The sequence below is a fragment of the Mesorhizobium liriopis genome (genome assembly GCF_024053505.1).
Lineage (GTDB): Bacteria > Pseudomonadota > Alphaproteobacteria > Rhizobiales > Rhizobiaceae > Mesorhizobium_B > Mesorhizobium_B liriopis.
The window spans coordinates 459380-479246 of record NZ_JAMXQS010000002.1; the positions used below are offsets into that span (position 1 = coordinate 459380).

The 19867-nt window shown below is 63.9% G+C and carries 23 protein-coding genes; 7 read left to right on the plus strand and 16 right to left on the minus strand.

All coding sequences use genetic code 11. The features are described 5' to 3' along the window. Window positions 1-24: 24 nt before the first annotated feature. The 5 genes from urtB (at window position 25) to NGM99_RS05190 (ending at window position 4898) form a co-directional block, all read left to right on the plus strand. On the plus strand, window positions 25-1620 hold the full coding sequence (gene urtB, locus NGM99_RS05170) for an urea ABC transporter permease subunit UrtB (protein WP_252816942.1): 1596 nt from the start codon (window positions 25-27) through the stop codon (window positions 1618-1620). Continuing rightward, on the plus strand, window positions 1617-2777 hold the full coding sequence (gene urtC, locus NGM99_RS05175) for an urea ABC transporter permease subunit UrtC (RefSeq protein WP_252816661.1): 1161 nt from the start codon (window positions 1617-1619) through the stop codon (window positions 2775-2777). The genes urtB and urtC overlap by 4 nt, the downstream gene beginning before the upstream one ends. A 5-nt stretch (window positions 2778-2782) precedes the next feature. Beyond that, window positions 2783-3532: an urea ABC transporter ATP-binding protein UrtD gene (urtD, locus tag NGM99_RS05180; RefSeq protein ID WP_252816664.1), complete on the plus strand. Its 750-nt coding sequence runs from the start codon at window positions 2783-2785 to the stop codon at window positions 3530-3532. 190 nt (window positions 3533-3722) lie between these two features. Continuing rightward, a complete protein-coding gene (gene urtE / locus NGM99_RS05185) occupies window positions 3723-4418 on the plus strand; it encodes an urea ABC transporter ATP-binding subunit UrtE (RefSeq protein ID WP_252816666.1) in 696 nt (231 codons plus the stop codon). Window positions 4419-4601: 183 nt separating this feature from the next. Beyond that, the gene (locus NGM99_RS05190; protein WP_252816668.1) at window positions 4602-4898 is read left to right on the plus strand and encodes a hypothetical protein; all 297 of its coding nucleotides are present in this window, start codon (window positions 4602-4604) and stop codon (window positions 4896-4898) included. Window positions 4899-4958: 60 nt separating this feature from the next. Here the strand turns inward: NGM99_RS05190 and NGM99_RS05195 are convergent, their stop codons facing one another. The 5 genes from NGM99_RS05195 to NGM99_RS05215 all read right to left on the minus strand — a co-directional run bounded on the left by NGM99_RS05195 (window position 4959) and on the right by NGM99_RS05215 (window position 7096). Then, window positions 4959-5183, minus strand: a complete 225-nt coding sequence (locus NGM99_RS05195) for a hypothetical protein (RefSeq protein ID WP_252816670.1) — start codon at window positions 5181-5183, stop codon at window positions 4959-4961. Between the two features lie 53 nt (window positions 5184-5236). Then, a complete protein-coding gene (locus NGM99_RS05200) occupies window positions 5237-5599 on the minus strand; it encodes a response regulator (protein WP_252816672.1) in 363 nt (120 codons plus the stop codon). 26 nt (window positions 5600-5625) lie between these two features. Continuing rightward, window positions 5626-5835, minus strand: coding sequence for a cold-shock protein (locus NGM99_RS05205; RefSeq protein ID WP_252816673.1), 210 nt, complete (start codon window positions 5833-5835; stop codon window positions 5626-5628). A 138-nt stretch (window positions 5836-5973) separates the two neighbouring features. Then, entirely contained in the window at window positions 5974-6114 is a 141-nt protein-coding gene (locus tag NGM99_RS05210; protein WP_252816675.1) for a hypothetical protein, read from the minus strand. A gap of 196 nt (window positions 6115-6310) precedes the next feature. Further along, window positions 6311-7096 (minus strand): DUF4394 domain-containing protein, encoded by a 786-nt coding sequence (locus tag NGM99_RS05215; protein WP_252816677.1) that lies wholly within the window; start codon window positions 7094-7096, stop codon window positions 6311-6313. Between the two features lie 201 nt (window positions 7097-7297). Between NGM99_RS05215 and NGM99_RS05220 the strand changes: the two genes are divergently transcribed. Both NGM99_RS05220 and NGM99_RS05225 read left to right on the plus strand, forming a co-directional pair. Next, window positions 7298-7855, plus strand: a complete 558-nt coding sequence (locus NGM99_RS05220) for a sigma-70 family RNA polymerase sigma factor (protein ID WP_252816679.1) — start codon at window positions 7298-7300, stop codon at window positions 7853-7855. Next, window positions 7852-8556: an anti-sigma factor gene (locus tag NGM99_RS05225; RefSeq protein WP_252816682.1), complete on the plus strand. Its 705-nt coding sequence runs from the start codon at window positions 7852-7854 to the stop codon at window positions 8554-8556. The genes NGM99_RS05220 and NGM99_RS05225 overlap by 4 nt, the downstream gene beginning before the upstream one ends. A gap of 370 nt (window positions 8557-8926) precedes the next feature. Here the strand turns inward: NGM99_RS05225 and NGM99_RS05230 are convergent, their stop codons facing one another. The 11 genes from NGM99_RS05230 to NGM99_RS05280 form a co-directional block, all read right to left on the minus strand. Next, a complete protein-coding gene (locus NGM99_RS05230; protein WP_252816684.1) occupies window positions 8927-10615 on the minus strand; it encodes a GMC family oxidoreductase in 1689 nt (562 codons plus the stop codon). Between the two features lie 4 nt (window positions 10616-10619). Beyond that, entirely contained in the window at window positions 10620-11348 is a 729-nt protein-coding gene (locus tag NGM99_RS05235; protein ID WP_252816686.1) for an SDR family oxidoreductase, read from the minus strand. Beyond that, window positions 11345-12313 carry an ROK family protein gene (locus tag NGM99_RS05240; RefSeq protein WP_252816688.1) on the minus strand — a complete coding sequence of 323 codons (969 nt, stop codon included), beginning with the start codon at window positions 12311-12313 and terminating at the stop codon, window positions 11345-11347. The genes NGM99_RS05235 and NGM99_RS05240 overlap by 4 nt, the downstream gene beginning before the upstream one ends. A 1-nt stretch (window position 12314) precedes the next feature. Beyond that, entirely contained in the window at window positions 12315-13004 is a 690-nt protein-coding gene (locus NGM99_RS05245; RefSeq protein WP_252816690.1) for a ribulose-phosphate 3-epimerase, read from the minus strand. 2 nt (window positions 13005-13006) lie between these two features. Then, window positions 13007-13822 (minus strand): alpha/beta fold hydrolase, encoded by an 816-nt coding sequence (locus NGM99_RS05250; protein ID WP_252816692.1) that lies wholly within the window; start codon window positions 13820-13822, stop codon window positions 13007-13009. Then, window positions 13819-14640: a sugar phosphate isomerase/epimerase family protein gene (locus NGM99_RS05255; protein ID WP_252816694.1), complete on the minus strand. Its 822-nt coding sequence runs from the start codon at window positions 14638-14640 to the stop codon at window positions 13819-13821. The genes NGM99_RS05250 and NGM99_RS05255 overlap by 4 nt, the downstream gene beginning before the upstream one ends. Further along, complete coding sequence (locus tag NGM99_RS05260) at window positions 14640-15716, minus strand: Gfo/Idh/MocA family protein (RefSeq protein ID WP_252816696.1); 1077 nt, start codon at window positions 15714-15716, stop codon at window positions 14640-14642. The genes NGM99_RS05255 and NGM99_RS05260 overlap by 1 nt, the downstream gene beginning before the upstream one ends. 19 nt (window positions 15717-15735) lie before the next feature. After that, complete coding sequence (locus tag NGM99_RS05265) at window positions 15736-16485, minus strand: ATP-binding cassette domain-containing protein (protein ID WP_252816698.1); 750 nt, start codon at window positions 16483-16485, stop codon at window positions 15736-15738. Continuing rightward, window positions 16478-17548 (minus strand): ABC transporter permease subunit, encoded by a 1071-nt coding sequence (locus NGM99_RS05270; protein ID WP_252816719.1) that lies wholly within the window; start codon window positions 17546-17548, stop codon window positions 16478-16480. The genes NGM99_RS05265 and NGM99_RS05270 overlap by 8 nt, the downstream gene beginning before the upstream one ends. Window positions 17549-17680: 132 nt before the next feature. Then, window positions 17681-18673 (minus strand): ABC transporter substrate-binding protein, encoded by a 993-nt coding sequence (locus NGM99_RS05275; RefSeq protein ID WP_252816721.1) that lies wholly within the window; start codon window positions 18671-18673, stop codon window positions 17681-17683. A gap of 155 nt (window positions 18674-18828) precedes the next feature. Then, on the minus strand, window positions 18829-19761 hold the full coding sequence (locus tag NGM99_RS05280) for a sugar-binding transcriptional regulator (RefSeq protein WP_353937376.1): 933 nt from the start codon (window positions 19759-19761) through the stop codon (window positions 18829-18831). Window positions 19762-19867: the final 106 nt, after the last annotated feature.

The following is a 19867-nucleotide window of genomic DNA, read 5'->3' on the forward strand; positions in this document are numbered from 1 at the left end:
CGCGAGGCGGACGAGAGGAAGGGTATTTCGGTCATCCTCGCCTTCCTTTCCCTTTTCTTCCTCTTTCTTTCTCCCGCCCAGGCCGCCGAAGCGCAATTGCGCACGATCCTGGCCAAACTCGCGGATGCCAAAGGCTTTCCCGCCGTCGAAGCGGTGGTTCGCGAGCTCGGTGCGACCGGTGATCCCGCCGTTTCAGGTCCGCTCGAAGCACTTTCCGCCGGCGATCTTTACTTCGCCAAGGCCGACAAGAGCATCGCGATCCTACGCGACGGCGCGATTCTCGACCCGCTGAGCGGCGCAAAGACGAGAGAGGGCGCCACGAGTGCGTTCACCAAGATCCGCGTCAACAACGGCTTGCGCGGCGCGATCCGTGACGTTCTGGGCTCGCTCACGCTTTCCGCGCCCGATCCGGCCGTGCGGTTGAGCGCGGTCGCAACCATCTTCAACCGTCCCGATCCGGAAGCGATACCTGCGCTCGATGCGGTACTTGCCAAGGAAACCGACGCCACCGTGAAGGCAAGGATGGAGGAAGCGCGCGCGGCGGCCGTGCTCGCTTCCGACCTACCCGAAGACCAGAAGCGCGCTGCCATCGAAACGCTCGGCGCCCGCGGCGACCGCGCCGCACTCACGCTGCTTTCGAATTACGCGCAAAGTGCTCAGGGCTCGCTGCGCGATGCGGCGGCAAGTGCCGCTGATCGTATCCGCACCGTGCTCGCCGGCTGGGATGTCGCGCAGAATGTCTGGTTCGGCCTGTCGCTCGGCTCCGTGCTGCTTCTTGCGGCCATCGGCTTGGCTATCACCTTCGGCGTGATGGGCGTCATCAACATGGCCCATGGCGAGATGGTGATGCTCGGCGCCTACACGACATTTGCCGTGCAGGAGGCGATCCGCGCTTCGGCCCCCGGCCTGTTCGACTGGTCGCTTGCGATCGCATTGCCGGCCGCCTTCCTCGTCGCGGGCGCGGTAGGTTTTGCCATGGAGCGCGGCATCATCCGCTTTCTCTACGGCCGCCCGCTCGAGACGCTGCTGGCCACTTGGGGCGTCTCGCTGATCCTTCAGCAGGCCGTGCGCGTGATCTTCGGGCCCAACAATCGCGAGGTCGGCAATCCGACCTGGATGTCGGGCTCCTTCGAGATCGGCCAGATGGCCATCACCTGGAACCGGCTCTGGATCGTGCTTTTCGCCGGCGCGGTTTTTCTGGGCCTGCTTTACGTCATGAAGCGCACGCCTTGGGGATTGCAGATGCGCGCGGTCACCCAGAACCGCCGCATGGCTGCCTCCATGGGCATCCGTACGCCTTGGGTGGATGCCTTCACCTTCGCGCTCGGCTCAGGCATTGCCGGGATTGCGGGCGTGGCGCTCAGCCAGATCGGCAATGTCTCGCCCAATCTCGGCCAGAGCTACATCATCGACAGTTTCATGGTGGTGGTGTTCGGCGGCGTGGGCAACCTTTGGGGCACGCTGGTGGGTGCCTTGTCGCTGGGTGTGCTCAACAAGTTCCTTGAACCTTACGCGGGGGCGGTGCTCGGCAAGATCATCGTGCTCGTGCTCATCATCCTCTTCATCCAGAAGCGGCCGCGCGGACTTTTCGCGCTCAAGGGCCGGGCGGTGGAAGCATGATCACGCAACGCGTCTTCGGTGCGGGTTTTACGCCCCGCGTGCAACTGGCTCTGGCGCTGATTCTTTTGGGCGGCGTGCTCGTGCCGTTGTCGAACCTCCTGCTTGCGCCCAGCAATCCGCTGCATGTGCCGTCTTATGCCCTGGCGTTGTTCGGCAAATATCTCTGCTATGCCCTGCTCGCTCTCTCGCTCGATCTGGTCTGGGGCTATGTCGGCATCCTGAGCCTCGGACACGGCGCGTTCTTCGCGCTCGGCGGCTATGCGATGGGCATGTATCTGATGCGCCAGATCGGCGCGCGCGGCGTCTATGCCAACCCGGAACTGCCTGATTTCATGGTGTTTCTGAACTGGAGCGAACTGCCCTGGTTCTGGCTGGGCTTCGACCGGTTCTGGTTCGCGTGCCTGATGGTGCTGCTCGTGCCCGGCCTGCTCGCCTTCGTGTTCGGCTGGTTTGCCTTCCGCTCCCGCGTGACGGGCGTCTATCTCTCCATCATCACGCAGGCCATGACCTATGCGCTGCTGCTCGCCTTTTTCCGCAATGACATGGGCTTTGGTGGCAATAATGGGTTGACCGATTTCAAGGATATCCTCGGCTTTCCCGTTCAGGCGGCGGGCACGCGCGGGGCACTTTTCGCGGCAAGTGCGCTGGCGCTGGCAGTCGGCGTCGCGGTCTGTGCGGCGATCGTCGGCTCGCAGTATGGCAAGCTGATGATCGCGGTGCGCGACGCGGAAAGCCGCACGCGCTTTCTGGGCTGGCGGCCCGAAAACGTGAAGCTCTTTGCCTTCACGGTGTCGGCCGTGATGGCCGGCATCGCGGGTGCGCTCTACGTGCCGCAGGTCGGCATCATCAATCCGGGCGAGTTCGCGCCGGCGAATTCTATCGAGGTCGTGGTTTGGACGGCGGTCGGCGGGCGCGGGACCATCGTGGGCCCCATCATCGGCGCGCTTCTGGTCAATTCCGCGAAAAGCTGGTTCACCGGTGCGCTACCCGATTTCTGGCTCTTCGCGCTGGGCGGGCTGTTCGTGTTCGTCACGCTTTTCATGCCCAAAGGCATCCTGGGCCTCTGGGACCAGTGGCAGAACAGGACGATGCGGAAAAAGCCCGCTGATGATCCTATAGAGCCTAGCACGGCACCGCTGCCGCAGCCGGCTGAGTGAGCGCCATGACCACCAAAGCCGGCACCATCCTTTATCTCAACGGCGTCTCCGTTTCTTTTGACGGCTTCCGCGCCATCAACGACCTCTCGCTCGTGCTCGACAAGGGCGAGATGCGTGCGATCATCGGTCCCAACGGGGCGGGCAAGACGACGATGATGGACATCATCACCGGCAAGACCCGGCCCGACAAGGGCGAGGTCTTCTTCGACGGCAATATCGACCTCACCCGCCATGACGAGCCCGGCATCGCGAATCTGGGCATCGGCCGCAAATTCCAGAAGCCGACCGTGTTCGAAAGCCACACGGTGGAAGACAATATCCGCCTGTCCCTGAAGGGCGAGCGCTCGGTCTTTGCGGCGCTTTTCGCCAAGAACAGCGTGGCGGATGATCGGCGCATCACCGAAATCCTCGAAACCGTCCGCCTCGATGGCCGTCGCGATGCACTCGCGGCGAACCTGAGCCATGGCCAGAAGCAATGGCTCGAGATCGGCATGCTGCTCGCTCAGGATCCCAAGCTTCTGCTCGTGGACGAGCCGGTGGCCGGCATGACGGATGCGGAAACGGCCGAAACCGCGCGGCTTCTGAAAGACATCGCCCGCGAGCATTCGGTGATCGTGGTCGAGCACGACATGCATTTCGTGCGCGAGCTCGACGTGAAGGTCACCTGCCTGCACGAGGGCTCGGTGCTGGCCGAGGGACCGCTGGACCATGTCGCGGCGGACCAGCGTGTGGTCGAAGTCTATCTGGGACGGTGAAGACGATGTGGCGGGTTTGCTGGGATCGCGTGGCGCTTGAGCGGTTGCCGCAAAAGACGGCGAAGGGGAATGGGTCGATGCGCTCTCGACCCCCGGCGGGCCGGTTCGAGCTCGCGCGCTGGGAAGCGCGAGCCCAGGAGCAGCTTCTCCATCCCAGGCTTGAGATCACTCGCCCGGCGGGCCTTTTGCCATGCTGACTGTTTCCGACGCCACGCTTCACTACGGTGCCGCGCGCGCCTTGCGCGGGGTATCTCTCGATGTTCCCTCGGCCAAGATCACCTGCGTGCTCGGCCGCAACGGTGTGGGCAAGACCAGCCTGATGCGCGCCATCGTCGGCCATCAGCGCCTCTCGGGCGGCACCATGGCGTTCGAGGGCAAGCCGCTGGGCAATCGCGCGCCCTACGATCGTGCGCGTTCGGGCATCGGCTTCGTGCCGCAGGGGCGCGAAATCTTTCCGCTTCTCTCCGTGCGCGAAAATCTCGAAACCGGCTTCGCCCCACTCAAGCGCGGGGACCGCACCGTGCCGGATTATGTCTTCGAGCTTTTCCCGGTGCTCAAACAGATGCTCAACCGGCGCGGCGGCGATCTGTCGGGCGGTCAGCAGCAGCAGCTCGCCATCGGCCGCGCGCTGACCATGCGCCCCAAGCTCCTGATCCTCGACGAGCCGACCGAGGGCATCCAGCCCTCCATCATCAAGGAGATCGGCCGCGCGATCCAGTTTCTGCGCGATCGGATGGGGCTGACCATTCTCCTCGTTGAACAATATCTCGACTTCGCCCGCGAGCTTGCCGACCATGTGGCCATCATGGATCGCGGCGAAGTGGTCTATGCGGGCGACACGGCAGGGCTGGACGATCCCGACGTGCGCCGCCACCTCATGCTGTGAGCGGCAATCCGATATTGAACGGGATCGACGCCTCTCCCATGCACAGCTTCACGCTGCGGGTAGATGCCGGAAGAGTGATCATTTGATGCCTTCCGTGATCCCCGGAACGAGCAACCAAAAGAGGGGTGGGACGCTTCTTGCTGCGATCGTCCGATCGGACTGATCCAAACGGGAGAAATCACCATGAAATTTCGGATTATTGCTGCCGCCGCTCTGGCATTTGCCGCGACCGGCGCGATGGCTCAGACCGATCAGCAATCGACACCCACCGATTCCCAGTGGCCCCAAGCATCGCGCGCTGCGGTGGCACCATTCTACACGGACAGCTCGATGAAGACGATGCGCGACGAGGCTGGCTTCACCGCCGCCATGAAGAACCTCAAATCCGAGGATCGCGAGGCCATCAAGAACGAGTGCGCCAATCGCAACACCATGAACACCAGCTTCTGCGACCAGTACGACAAGAACAGCGCGATGTGATCGGGTCGAACTGGCAAAGGTGTGATGCCAGCCGGTTCGTTACTCACTCTGATCTGAGATTTAGTGAGCCCGCCTCCATGAATAGGCGGGCTTTTTTAGGCGTCGGATGAGGTCCGAGCGCTTCGAGAGAGCATAAAGCGGAGGCTCGTCGTTCTCGTCCGGATTGGGGTTGGGCTGCTCGTCAGGCAGTTCATCCGGCTCCGGCTCCTCGATGACCGGGGTCCATGCCGGCGCCGGATTGGGCTCTTCCTCGGTCGGAATGTTCGGAACGGGTTCCTTTGGCATTTCGCGTCTCCAGGCGTGGTGGGGGATCGGCTGCGAATGGCTTCCCGACCGGACTAGCCGATCAGGCTTGCGGCTTCGACGATATCCTCGGGCCGGTACGGCTTGGTCACGAAGCCGATCGGTTGGATATCGAGTGCCATGGCGCGCACCCGAAAGTCGGTGCGGTCGGTCAGAAAGACCCCGGGCACGCCGAAATCCTTTGAAAGCTGGTCGGCGGCATCCAGACCGCTCTCGCCATTCCCCAGATCGACATCGAGAAAGGCCAGTTGCGGTTTGCTTTTCCTCGCAAGCTTCAAGGCATCGCCGACTGTCTTCGCGATGCCCACCACCGTGTGGCTGGCCTCTTCAAGGATGTTTCTGATGTCCTCGGCCACGAAGGTCTCGTTCTCGACGACCAGAATGCGGAGCGATGCCATATGTCCGTGTTCCTTGGCAGGTCTCTTCAGAGGACCCGCAGATTGCCAGCGGACATCTTGCCCGAGCGCTTGTCTTGAATGAGTTCGTAGGACAGTTTCTGGTTCTCGGTCAGGCCCTGCAGGCCCGAGCGCTCGACCGCAGAGATATGCACGAAGGCGTCCTGGCCGCCATCATCGGGCTGGATGAAGCCGAAGCCCTTGGTTGCGTTGAACCACTTCACTGTTCCGGTCGGCATGGTGTTTCTCTGAAGTTTATGGAGGATGAGGCGTCGACTTCGGCGGAAAGGGTATCGGTCCAGCCCCAGGAAGCGACGGCTGCGATATGGGGCTTGGAGCTGCACCGACAAGGCGTCATGCCGTGAAAGGGAAGCGGCCTATTCCGATGACTGCGACGAGGTTTCAGCGCCGACTCCCGTCGGGCCGTCCGCGACGCGACCGCTGGCGAAAATGGAGATGGCTGCGATTCCCGCCGCGATGAACAAGAGAAACAGGACGACGGCGACGCGGCGGTTCATGGCAGGGAACTCAATGGGGAAGAGGGGAAGAGGCGACGCGAGTCTTTGAAGGCGTCACGCGTTCCCACATATCTGACGCACGCTCGGCCATTATCCAGTCATAGGATGGCGATCATGTTTCGTGATCGCGAGACGTTCCGGCAGTTGGCCGGCACCGCAGGACGCGTGTCCTGCGGTGCCGGCCCGACCGATCATGTTACAGCGCGGGGAGGATCGCGATGTCGCGCACCGCGCCCTCGACGCCGGTGATGGTGGCGGCTTCGGTGGCGGCACCCGATGTGAGATCGACGCTGTAAAGTTTGGCGCCATTCATCAGCCAGGCTTCGTTGCCGCCCTTGCCGTCGGACAGGATGTCGAAGGCGACAGGACCGTCGAGAGCGACATTGAGCTTGCCGACCGACTTGAGGGTGCCGTCGTTCGGCGGATCCTGCTGGACCAGCGCGCCCGCGGTGCCGTCGATGTTGTAAAGCGCGGTCTTCTCGGTGCCCGCATAGGAATTGGTGTAGGCGCCGGCGACGATGTCGGGTGTCGCACCCTTGTTCATGTCACCGTCGCCAAAGGTATGACGGCCGTCCTCGGTGACCGCACCTTGGGCGAACTTGGTGCGCAGCGACGTGCCATCCGAACCCATGATGCGCAGCGCATCCGCCGCCGGGTTGAAATCGACCGTGACCGTCGCATCGGTAGGCGGCACCTTCTTCAGCGTATCGACCTTGGTGGCAGCACCCGTCGCAGGGTCGATGGTGGCCACCGTGCCATCGGCGAAGAGCCCGTAGAGCTTCTTGTCCGAGGGGCGTACATCGATGCCGAGCAGCTTGCCTTCCACACCGCTGACGGTTTGCGTGCCCGTCGCGGCCTTGGTTTCGGTATCGACCGTCACGAGCGTGTTGTCGCCAGTCAGGGCCACGACGGTGGCGGCGTTGGCGGTGGAGGCCCAGAGAGCGAGCAGTGAGCCTGTGGCAGCGAGTGCGATGGTCTTCATGGAATGCATCCTTCCGTTTGTCGGACAGGCCCGGCTTGGACCTGAAGCGGATACACGGCAGGTTGGCGAACGGATGCGGCCCGGATGCGATTTTCTTGAGGCCCTGCATCCGGCCGGCTTTCTCGCGTGTCTTCACATCGTGATGGACGGCAGGTTGAGGAGATGCTTAGCAGCTTGAACGGGACGGAGACCCACCACCTCATGCAGCCACGCGACCGCGCGAGCGCTTTTGACCATGCGGACGCGATCCGCCGCTGTGCCAGGGGCGACAAGGGCGCGCTGCGGCAGCTTTATGAGCAGGAGGCCGGCGCCATGCTGGGTGTCGCGATGCGGATCCTGAGGCGGCGCGAGCTGGCGGAAGAAGCGGTGCAGGATTGCTTCGTGCAGGTGTGGCGACGGGCAGCAAGCTTCGATGCCACGCGTGGGGCGGGCCGGGCATGGCTTTTCACCATTCTGCGCAATCGGGCGCTGAACATCCTGCGCGACGGCTCGCGTGAGGAGACGACCGGCGCCGACCTCCTGGCGGACGAACCCGACGACCGGCCGAGCCCTGAATCCATCGTGGTCCTGCTCGATGAAACGAGCCGGTTGAGGCGCTGCCTCGAACAGCTCGAACCGCTGCGACGTAACGGGCTGGTGCTGGCCTATACGCGAGGCTTGAGCCATGGCGAGGTGGCGTCCGAACTGAAGGTGCCGCTGGGCACAGCGAAATCGTGGATCAGGCGGGCCTTTCTCCAGGTGCGGGAGTGCATGCAATGAGCGCCTCGCGGGATGACCGTGTCGCCGACTACGTGCTGGGGCTGATGGAAGCCGCGGAGGCGGAGGCTTTCGAGCGCGAGCTCGCACAGGATGCCGATCTCGCTCGGATCGTCGCAGAGAGTGCGGCCCAATTCCACGAACTCGATGCAACCGCTGAGCCGCGTCCGCCAAGAGACGAGATCTGGCGCGGGATCGAAAGCCGGTTGGGCACGCAACGGCCACCGGTCGCAGTCGTGCGGCCGGAGTGGGCAGCGATATGGCAGAGCCTCCGGTTCTGGCGCTGGACGGGTTTCGGTGGTCTGGCAACAAGTGCTGCCCTGGCTGCCGCGCTGGTCGCCTTCGTGGCGCGGCCCGCGCCCGCGCCGCAATTCGTTGCGGTGCTGGTGCCGGCCGACAGCACCGCGCCGGGTGCGATCGTGGAGATCGATGCCCAAGGCGCCGCGCGTCTTATCACGCTCAAGGACATCCCCGTGCCGGAAGGAAGGGCACTCGAAGTCTGGACGCTGCCGAGTGTTGAGCGCGGGCCGGTCTCGATCGGTCTCATGCCGCGCGCCCAGAGCAGGGGGCTTTCGCTCACAGCCGTTCCGCCGACCCATTCCGACCAGCTCTTCGAGATCACGCTGGAGCCCGCTTCCGGCTCACCAATCGGACGGCCAACGGGACCGGTGCTCTACAAGGGCCTGACCGTGCAGGCGCTTTGAACGGTCAAGCGCGTCTTCTCGTGGGGCGCTTTCCGTGGCGGTTCGTCGATTGTCAGCGTCGGTGACGAAGCTGCGCGATCATCGATCATGCCGGGACCGAAACCGGAATTTCACGCCAGTGTCTGAAAGATTTGGACCTCCTCGAAGGCGCGGCGAGGGAGGTGAGTTCAAGGGCTGGCCACCTCGTCAGAGACCGTTCGTGACATCTTGGTCCGGCAACTGGAGCGAGCTCTGATGTCGATTTGGCTTTCGCACCTTCGAACGAGACATCCAACCTGCATCGCGAGTTCGATCCTCTGTTGATGTATCGTTCGGCCATGCGACCCAAAAATGAGAGGGCTCGGCACAGCACGAAAAGGCTCCTGCCGGATCAGACCAGCTGCCGCTCGTTCCTGATGAGGTCCGCACCCTTTTCGGCGATCATATAGGTGGCCGCGACCGTGTTGGCGGACACGATTGTCGGCATGATCGAGGCATCGATCACCCGCAGGCCCTCCAAGCCGTGAACGCGCAGCGTTCGAGGGTCGACCACCGCGCGCTCGTCACCTCCCATTGCGCAGGTGCCGACCGGATGGAACAGCGTGCCCACACGTTCGCGGATAAAGGCATCGAGCGCACCATCGCTCTGGACCTCCGGTCCAGGGTCGATCTCGGCATCGAGATGCGGCTCGAAGGGCTTCTGCCTCATGATCTCGCGCGCGAGCCGGATGCCGCGGCGCAAAGGCGCCATCGTGCTTTCGCCGCGAAAGAAATTATAGATGACCGAAGGCTTCTCGCCGGGGTCCGCACTTTTGAGTGACACGCGCCCCAGGCTGCCTGGCCGCAGTTCGCAGACATGCATCAGAAAGCCATGGCCGGTGAAGCCCGAGGCGTTCTGTGTGTTCGCGCGGCCGGTGCAGAAAAAGACCTGAAGATCGGGCCGCTTGGTGGCCGGATCGGACGACATGAACCCGCCGCCTTCGCCGGTGGTGGACGAGAAAAGCCCGCGCTTGCGAATCAGCCAGTCGGCGACATGGAGCATGTTGCGCGGCAGCGCCTTCCATGAAATGCCGTAAGGCGCAACGGATTTGGCGCGGTATTCGAGCGTGACGTCAAGATGGTCCTGCAGGTTCTCGCTCACGCCGGGAAGATCGTTGACCACGGCGATGCCATGCCGGGACAATTGCTGCGCGGGACCGATCCCGGACACCATCAGGAGGTGCGGCGAGGCGAAGGCGCCGGCTGCGAGGATCGTTTCGCGCGCGAGCGCTTGGCCGCTTTCGCCCTCACGGCGCCACGCGACCCCGACTGCCTTGCGGCCTCTGAACAGAATGCGCTCCACCTGGGTGTCGGGGATGACGGTCAGGTTGGGTCGGTTCCTGACCGGATCGAGATAGGCACCCTCGGCCGTGACGCGCTGGCCGTTCTTCTGGGTGAAGGTATAGAGGCCCACGCCGTTCTGGCGCGCGCCGTTGAAATCCGGGTTGAGGTCATGGCCGGCGAGTTGCGCGGCCTCGAGATAGGCACGCGCCATCGGATTCACGCTTCGCAACGGCGCGACGTTGAGCGGGCCATCAATGCCGTGCAGACCGGGATCGATGTTCTGATCGAGGCGCGTCTTGCCGAGCCGCAAATGCCTGCCCGAACCGGGTTCGGCCAAAAGCTCGAAACGTTCGAGCTTGCGGAAAAAAGGCAGCACGTCGTCATAGCCCCAGCCAGCTGCGCCACGCGCCTGCCAGTCGTCGAAATCCTCGCGCTGGCCGCGCATGAAGATCTGGCCGTTCACATTGGTGCTGCCGCCCGTTCCCCGTCCGCGCGGCAAAGCGATGGTGCGGCCTTGCAAGCCAGGTTCGGGCTCGGTCTCGTACCACGACATGAATTTCGGGCCGCCGAGAAAAGCGAGTGCGGGTGCCATGAAGCTGACCATGGCGAGAGGCACGCGCACGATGGCGCGCTGAGCGTTTCGATCCTGTCCGGACTCGACCAAGGCGACCCGCACGGTCGGGTCTTCGCTCAGCCGGTTCGCCAGAACGCAGCCGGCGGCTCCTGCGCCGACGATCAGAAAGTCGAACGGGCCCACGGGGTCAGATGTCCTGATTTTGGGGCAGGATCACCAGATCGCGGATGGTGACATTGGCAGGCCGCGAAAGCATGTAGATGACGGCATCGGCCACATCCTCGGAACGCAGGCCCTCGCGCGTAGCAACCTTCCCGGCAATCTTCTCCTCGCTCGAATAGCCCCACAATTCGTTGAGCACCACGCCGGGCGCCACGGCACCCACTCGGATATTGTGCTTCATGACCTGCCGCCGGAGACCGTGCACGAAGGACTGGATCGCGTGCTTGGAGGCCGAGTAGATCGGCTCCCACTGGATCGCCTGATGGCCCGAGATGGAAGAGGTGACGACCACATGGCCGCTTTCACGTTCGATCATGCCGGGCAGCGCGGCGCGAACGAGGCGGAAGACGCTGTTGACGTTGATGGCCATCAACGCGTCCCAGGTGGCCGGATCGCCTTCCGCCACATCGCCGGGGATGTAGAGGCCTGCATTGGGCAGGAGGATATCGATCGAACCGAAATGACCGAGCGTTGCCTCCACCACGCGTTCAACCTCGCCGGCTCGGGTCTGATCGGAAGCGAGAACGAGCGTTTCGGTTTCGATCGTGCCTGCGACGGCTTCGAGGCGCTCCTGCGACCGACCGACCAGCGCGAGTTTGACGCCTTCCGCGCCGAGCCCATGCGCGAGTGCGCGGCCGATGCCGGAACTGGCGCCCGTCACCAGTGCGACCTTGCCGCTCAGATCCTGCTTCATGGTCTTCTCCTCCAGTCCTGTTCCGTTGCCGCCTCTTCCGTGAAGTGCAGTGCGGCGGCACCCACCAGTCCGCTATCCTCTCCCAGTCCGGCCCGGCAAAGGATGGTGTCGCGGAATGCCGGCATGGCGTTGGTTTGCAGACGCTGGCGGATGAACGGTTCGAGCAGGTCGAAACCGTTCGACACACCGCCGCCGAGAATGACGGCTTCCGGGCTGAAGAGGTGGACGAGGCTCGCAATGCCCAGCCCAAGGACGTCGCCCTCCTCGGCGACCAGTGCGGCGGCGAGATGATCCCCCGCGCGGGCTTCGGCGAAGACTTCCGCCGGGCCGGCATCGGCGGCAAGGGCGGAACGGCTTTCCATGGCGACCCTTTGGCGAATGTTGCGGGCAAACGCCGTGCCCGAGGCATAAGCTTCCCAGCATCCCCGCGTTCCGCATGAGCAGAGCGCGCCGTCGCGTTCGATCCCCATATGGCCGATATGGCCAGCCAGTCCCTGCCGCCCGTGCAGGAGCCTGCCGTCCAGCACTACACCGCCACCGATGCCGGTGCTGACCGTGACATAGACGAGATGGCGCAGGCCGCGTCCGGCACCGAAACGCCATTCGCCGTGGGCTGCGGCGATGCCGTCATTTTCGAGCCGGACAGGCAGGTTGAGCGCATCGCCGATCATCCGCGCGATCGGCGCACCATCCCAGCCGGCAAGCGTCGGCACGCCGAGAGCGATGCCTTCTTCCGTGTCGATGGGACCGGGCGAGCAGACGCCGATGCCGGCAACCTGCCCGCGCGGTGCATGGGCGGAAACGATCGCCACGAGCTCGCGGATCTGCGAGACCACGGCTTCCGGCCCGTCCTTGGCGGCCGTTCGCACTTCCTGTCGCGCATGGAGCCGCCCCGTCCGGTCCACGAGTGCTGCCCGCAGGCGCGTGCCGCCGATGTCGACCCCGATGGCGAGCGGCTCGCTCATTCTAAAGCGCGTGGAGCCAGCGCATGCGGGCGAGCAGGTCGTCCGCTCCGAAGGCGAGCGAACCCATCACCACGGTTTCGGCACCTGCCTGGCGCAGCAGAGGCACCGTATGCTCGCGGATGCCGCCATCCGCTGCCAGCACGATGCGACGACCGCTCGGCTCGATCAACCGTCCCGCTTGTTCCAGCCGATCCGTCGCACTGGGATCGAGGCCTTGGCCCTTCACGCCGATGGCGGTGCCGAGAAGCGTCAAAAAATCGAGCCGGGACAGGAAAGGCTCGACCTGCGGAACCGGCGTCTCGACGCGCAAGACCATGCCGGTGGTGCACCCGCGCGTTCGGATCAGCTCAAGCGCCTCGCCGGCATTGGCATTCTCGGCATGGATGCTGATGAGATGCGCGCCGGCATCCGCGAACTGCCCGATCTGTTCAAGAAGAATATCGTCCGCGCACATCAGGTGCACGTGGATCGGGACATCGGTGACTTTGGCGATAGCGGCGACAAGATCGGGAAAGAACAGGAGAGCCGGCGCAAAATGACCGTCGGCGACGTCGATATGGAGCAGGTCGGCGTGGGGTGCGATGCGGGCGAGATCGTCGGCGAGGCGCAAGAGGTCGGCCGACCACAGGGAATATTCGGCGAGAAGCCGGTGGGCGGGAAGCTGCGCAAGCCAGTCGGATGGGGCGGCCATGGTCAGAAATCCTGCAGAAAGGTTCGCAGCGCACGGTGGAAATCGGCGATATAGGCTGCGCGGTCGCGGGCCTTGGGCGTCAGCATTTCGAGCTGCGCGCCGGGGATGAGTGCCGCAAGCTTTTCGGCGTGGTCGAGAGGATGGATGAAGTCCTCTTCCGTGCCGAGAACGAGGGTCGGGATGGGCAGCGCCGCGAGTTCCGCTTCCGTGATGCCGGGTCCGTCGGCCGCGATTGCTGAAAGGAGGTTCGCCGTTACGGCCAAGGGCTCACGCGAAAAGAAGCCTTGCAGCGATTGGAGATTATCCGGCGAACGAGCGGACAAGCGGCTGAAGGTTTCACCCCGTTCGAACACCGCCTGCGCTTCGTCGGGCGATAGCCGTGCGAGAAGCACGCCGACTTCGGCATTCGGTTGCATGTTCTTCGGGCCTGTTTCGGTTATCCAGGCCGGCCGGGCAAAGATCAGCCCGCGCACCAGTTCGGGTCGTTTGACGGCCAGTCGGCTGGCGATTGCCGCGCCCATCGATATGCCTCCGATCATCACCGGTCCGAGCCCGAGAAAGGTGATCAGCGCAGCCACGTCATCGGCAAAGGTGGCGATGGAATGTGTGCCATCCGTTTCTGACCGACCGTGCCCCCGGCACTCCAGCGTGACGAGGCGGAAGGTTCTATTGTCGGGAAAGGCTTCCGCCACCTGCCGCGCGTCGCCGCAAAGGCCGTGCTGGAAGACGACAGGCAGCCCGTCGCCGCCTGCATCATATGCCGCGAGCGCGAGGCCGTCGCGTTGGAACGTGAAGGCTTCGAGCGCTTCGAGGTTCACGCCAGCAACTCGCGAAGAAAGCGCGCGGCGCGCGGCGCCTCATCCGCTGAAAGTCCATGCGTGACGAGATCGCCGTCGAAACCGGCACGTTTCAAGCAACCGATGTAATGCGGATAATTCAGCACGCCTCGTCCGGCCGCCACGAAGCTGCCATCCGCGGTGCGGTCCTTGGCGTGGCCCATCGCGATGCGGTCGGCAAGCAGGTCGATGGCCTTCGCCACCGTCTGCCGCTGTTCTTCGAGCGTCGCCTGCTCGAACAGGTTCGCCGGGTCGAGCACCACGACGAGGCGGGGGGAGGCGAGTTCATCGATCAGCTGTCGCGCACGTCGTGCGCTGTCCACCACATTGGCGAGTTCGGGCTCGATGCCGAGGCGGATGTCGTGCGCCTCGGCAATCGCCAGAGCCTTTTCCATCTCCCCGCGCATGTCGCTCCAGGCTTCCGGCGTGGCGTTGTCGGGGTGATGGCGCCATTGGTCGTCCGGATCACGCGTGCCGGTGCAAAGTGTCACGAGATCGGTGCCGATCCTCTTGCAGGCGCCGGCTATGACTTCGAGCCGGCGCAGGCCCTCCGCCCGCACGGCTGGGTCGGGATGCACCATGTTGTAGGTGCCGGAAACGGCTGCGATCCGAACTTCGTGCGCCTGCGCGGCATCGGCTACCGCTCGGGCGGTGTCGGGCGAAATGGCGTCGGGCATCGCGGGCAGGCCGGAACAGGCCATGTTGTATTGAGCCGCCGCAAAGCCGGCTTCGCGCACCGCTCTGAGCACGGCATCGGGGTCCTGGCCCGGAAATGTCTTGGCGAAGATACCGAGCCGCATCAGACTTCGCCTGAAACCTGGTCGAGGCGCACCGGCTTGCCCGTTTCCACTGAGCGGGCAATCGCCACCATGGCACGCACGGAGGCAACACCGTCCTCGATCGACGCCCCTTTCATCGGCGCGCCATGGAGGATCACATCGGCGAAGCCTTCCAGTTGCCGGCGATAGAAGTGTCCATCCGCGCCTAGCACACGGTGCGTCGCGCCATCCGCCTCGCGGAAGATATCGACCTCGCTCGTCTTATAGTACCAGGGGTTATAGGTCCTGCCGAGAACCGAGCCGTTCTCGCCATAGATATGGAAGCCCTCGTGCCAGTCCATGCGGACGGCGACCGTCAGATCGAGATGGCCGAGTGCGCCGCTTTCGAACTCCACATCCACGAACCAGCACCGCATGCCGCCACGCCGCGACTGCCGCGCCTCGACCGCCTTGATAGGACCCGCGAAGAAACGCGCCGTGTCCACCAGATGACTGCCATGGGCGAGCATGTAGTAGCGGTCGAGATCGGCCTTGGGGTCGCCGGAAGGTTTCTTGGCGTGCTTGCTGGATACCATCAGCGGCTGCACGGCATCCGTCATCGGGTAGCGATGGGTCGAATCGCAGTACCAGGCTTTCAGGGCGGCCAGCTCGCCCATTTCACGGGTGATGAAATCATGCGCCGCTTCGAGCCCGGCATCGAAGCGCTTCATATGTCCGACCTGCAGGACCCTGCCGCTTTGCCGGACGGCTTCGGCGAGTTTTTCGGCCTCTTCCACGCTGGTCGCCGCCGGCTTCTCGCAAAGGACGTGCTTGCCTGCTTCCAGCGCCCGGATGCTGGCGGGAACGTGGAAGGCGTCGGAGGTGGCGACGACTACCGCATCGAGATTGGGATCGGCCAGCATCGCGTCATAGTCCGCGAAGCTTTTCTCTGGCGCATGGGTCCAGGCCATGCGCTCGCGCAGATCGTCAGCCACGTCGCAGATGGCGTAGAGGTCGGCATTGCGCGCCTTGGTGCAGCTTTCGAAATGCGCGGCCTGTGCGATGGGACCGCAACCAAGCACGCCCACACGCAGTCGCCGCTCTTCCTTCTTCGGCAATCGAGTTTCTCCTTGAAGGTCAGCCGCCCACCATCAGCTTGACCACTTCGTCATGCGTGGTTTCGCTGATCTTGCGCTCGCCCGCCGTCACCCCGCGGCGCAGCACGACGATGCGGTCGGACACGGCGAAGATATCCTGCAGGTTGTGCGAGATGAAGATCACGCCGCGTCCCTGCGCCTTGAGCTGATGGATCAGCGAAATGACCTTGCGCTGTTCGGGCACGCCGAGGGCGGCCGTCGGCTCGTCCATGATGAGGATCTGCGCATTCCAATAAACGGCGCGGCCGATGGCGACCGCCTGCCTCTGGCCACCCGAGAAATTGCTGACCGGCGCTTCCATGCGTGACACGTGGAAGTCGAGCAGCGCCATGGTTTCGCGCGCGGCCTGCGCCATCTTCGGGCGGTCGAGCACGGGCAGAACGCCCAAAATTCTTCGCATCGGCTCGCGGCCAAGGAAGATGTTGCCACCGATGGTCAGATTATCGGCCAGAGCCAGGTCCTGATAGATCGTCTCGATGCCCTTGTCGCGCGCCTCCTGCGGCGTAGAAAACGAGACCGGCTCGCCTTTCAGCCTGATCTCGCCGGCGGTCGGCTTGTAGACGCCCGAGATCGCCTTGATCAGCGTGGTCTTGCCCGCACCGTTGTCACCGGCCAGCGCCACCACTTCGCCGGGGCGGATCTGCATCGAGAAATCGCTCAGCGCACGCACCGCGCCGAAATGCTTGGACAGGTTCTGGACTTCGAGAAGCGGCTGCACGGCTTCACTCATCGACGCGACCTCCGCTGAACCGGCGCTGGGCCTGATCGATCAGCACCGAGATGATGATGACGACACCCACGCTGATGAACTGCCAGAACGGCTCCACATTCACGAAAACCAGCCCGTACTGGATGACGGCGATCACGAACGCGCCGGCGACCGTGCCGAGGATCGTGCCCGAACCGCCGAACAGGCTCGCGCCCCCGATCACCACGGCGGCCACACAATCGAGCAGCAGTGGCTCGCCCGCCTGTGCCGCGCCGGCATTGAATCGTGCCGAATAGAGAACTCCTGCCAGCCCTGCGCAGCAGGCGGAAAGAATATAGAGGCGCAGGAGATGCCTCTTGATGTCGATCCCGGCGCGGCGCGCGGCCTGAACATTCGCGCCGATGGCGTAATTGTGCTGTCCGAAGCGGGTCTGGCTCAAGACATAATGCATGATGAGCACGAAAGCGGCGGTGATCCAGACGATGATCGGGACGTTCAGGAAGCGCCCATTGCCGAGATAAGCGAAGAAGGAATTGCTGATCGGCACGGTGGTGCCGCCCGCAAGCAGGAACGCCACGCCGCGCGCCACGCCGAACATGCCGAGCGTGCCGATAAAGGGCGGCACGCGCAGGCGCGACACCAGAAGCCCATTGATGATGCCCGGAACGCTCGCGACCAGAACGGCCGCGACAAAGCCTGCCATCACCGCGGCCGGCATGCCGATGCCAGGTGTCAGGCCGTTGATCACATGCGCCGCGACGACCGCCGCGAGGCCCATGATGAAGCCCATGGACAGATCGATGCCACCGGAGATGATCACGTAGGTCTGGCCAATCGCGAGCAGGAGCGGGGCCACAGCGAAGATCGCGATGGATTGCAGGTTGAACGGGTTGAGGATGAAGGTGCCGCTGAAGGCGGTGCGTGCCCAGATTTCGAAGCCGAGGATCAGCGCCAGGAGAAACAGCCATGCGCGCAGATCGGCGATGCGCTGGACGACTGTCTTGGCCGTGTCCGAATGGTCGGCCTGCGGTTTGACGTGCGGCGTCGGCGCGTCTGCGACGGTTGGCGGGGAAGAAACGCTCATCGGGTCACCTGCGTGAGGCCAATCATTGGTGGGTGCCGCGAAACGGTGCGGCATCGCATGGCCGGCATCCGGATTTCATCACGGATGGGAGAGGGAGCCGGCCTCTGTGATCGGCGAGGCCGGCACCGGTTCTCAGTCGGAGTAGACGTACTTCGCGACGTTCGGGTCATCGACATTGCTTTTGTCGATGATGGTGAAGCCCGTGCCGATCGAAACGGGGATCGACTGTCCGCTCAAATGCGCAAAGGCCGACACGACACCGTAATAACCGATCTCGGCAGGGTGCTGTGCGATGGCCGCATCGACCAGCCCGTCCTTGATGTTGGCAACGATCGAAGTCGGCGCATCGAAAGCGATGACCTTGATGTTGCCGGTCTGGCCCGCCTGCTGCACGCCGTTGCCCGCACCGAGTGCCGAGAACAGGTTGGCGCCGAACACGCCCTTGAGATCCGAGTTGCGGGCATAGACGGCCTGCAACTGGCTTGCCGCCTTGTTGGCGTCGTTCTCGTTGAACTGCGTGTCGAGCACGGTGATCTTCGGGAACTCCTCGGCCATGGCGGCCTTGAAGCCTTCTTCACGCTGGTCGGTGGTGGAAATGCCGGGCTTCACGTTCGAGACGTAGACCTTGCCTTCCTCGCCGATGGCCTTGGCAAGCGCGCGTGCCGCCATGCGGCCGCCCATGACATTGTCCGACGCGATATAGGAAAGCGGGAAATCGGCATCGCCCGAGCCGGTCTGATATTTGCCCTCACCGATGAAGGTGTCGACGGTGATCACCGGAATGCCGGCGTCCTGGGCCTTGCGCAGGGGTTCGACCAACTGCGTCGTGTCGGTCGGTGCGATCAGGATGGCGTCCGGCTTGCGGGCGATGATGGCATCAAGCACCGGCACCTGGACGACCGGATTGAACTCGGGCCCTCCCTGGAACACCAGTTCCACGCCGAGCGCGTCGGCCGCGGCCTGCGCGCCCTTGCGCATGGTGATGTAGAAGGCATCGGTGGTCAGGCCCGGAATGAGGGCCACGGTGTATTTCTTGTCCTGCGCGTGCGCAGGCAGCGATGCGACGCCGGTGCTGGCAAGAATCGCCAGCGCGGCCGCAGTTTTCAACAGTGAACGGCGCTTCATCAGTTCCTCCCTGGATGAGCAGTTCCTCAACACGCTCATGAGCGGCTGATGAGGCTGCTCACGGAACACATGATTGTTGCGGCACCTTCACTCGTCAAGCGCAATTTTTTGCTGAAATGAATTTCAGATGGGAGGGTATGAGTGGGCCAAGCTTCTCAGGCCTCTTCAAGAATGGCTTCCGCAGTTTGGGTATCCGTCACCAGCGCTGAAATCAGGCCGGCACGTGCCGCGCCGCATATGCCAGCGCTTTTGGACGGGCCGACGGCAACGCCGATGACGAGCGGCGTCTGGCGCAACTGTTCAGGCCTCATGGCGATCATGCGACTTTCGCCTTCCCAGTCGATCAGTGAGCCGTCGGAGCGGAAATAGTGCCGGATCACGTCGCCTGCGGCCTCGGTGATGGCCTGTTCGTCCGGCGTCGCGACACGCGCTTCCGGTGCGGTGATCGATGGCGATACGCCGATGCCGACGATGGCTGCATCCACCTTGTTCCAAAGTGCCACGTTGCGGGCGATCTCGGGGTCGGCCAGGAATGCCGCGCGGCTTTCGCGCGATGGCAGATAGGGGGCGTGAATGAAACGCGGCATGCCGCCGGTTTGTTCGGCCGCCTGACGGACGAATTCGTTGACCTGAAAGTGCAGCGCGTGCTGCTGCATGCCGCCATTGGCCGACACGGTGGTGACCGAACCCAAAGGCGGCAGCCCGGCTTCGATCACCGCGCGAACCGCACGGCCCCAGCCGATGGCGAGAACCGAGCCGGACTGTATATTCTGCTCGCGCAGCATGTCGCCGACCGGCTTGGCGAGGCTTGCCAGCGCGCCGACCGTGCCCGGCGTCTCGACGACCGCCGCTTTCTTGAGCCCGAGCTTCTCGACGAGCCCTTCGACCAACATTTGCGGCGAGGCCAGGTCGCGCACCTCGATCCGCACGATGCCTTCGGCACGGGCGCGCTGGAGTAGCCGGGAAACGGTCGCGGCGGAAAGCCCGAGCCGTTTGGCGACGTCGGCTTGCGTCATATCGTTCTCGTAATGGAGCTTCGCCACCGTGTGGAGAAGTGCGCGGGACGCAGATTGATCGCTGCTGGACACGGCTCTATTGAAATTCCTTTCTGGAAGATGTTACATAGCCTGCGATGAAGGCAGGACACAATGCGTCCGCCTACCATGTTTGCATTCCCTGCATCCATCTGGAGGT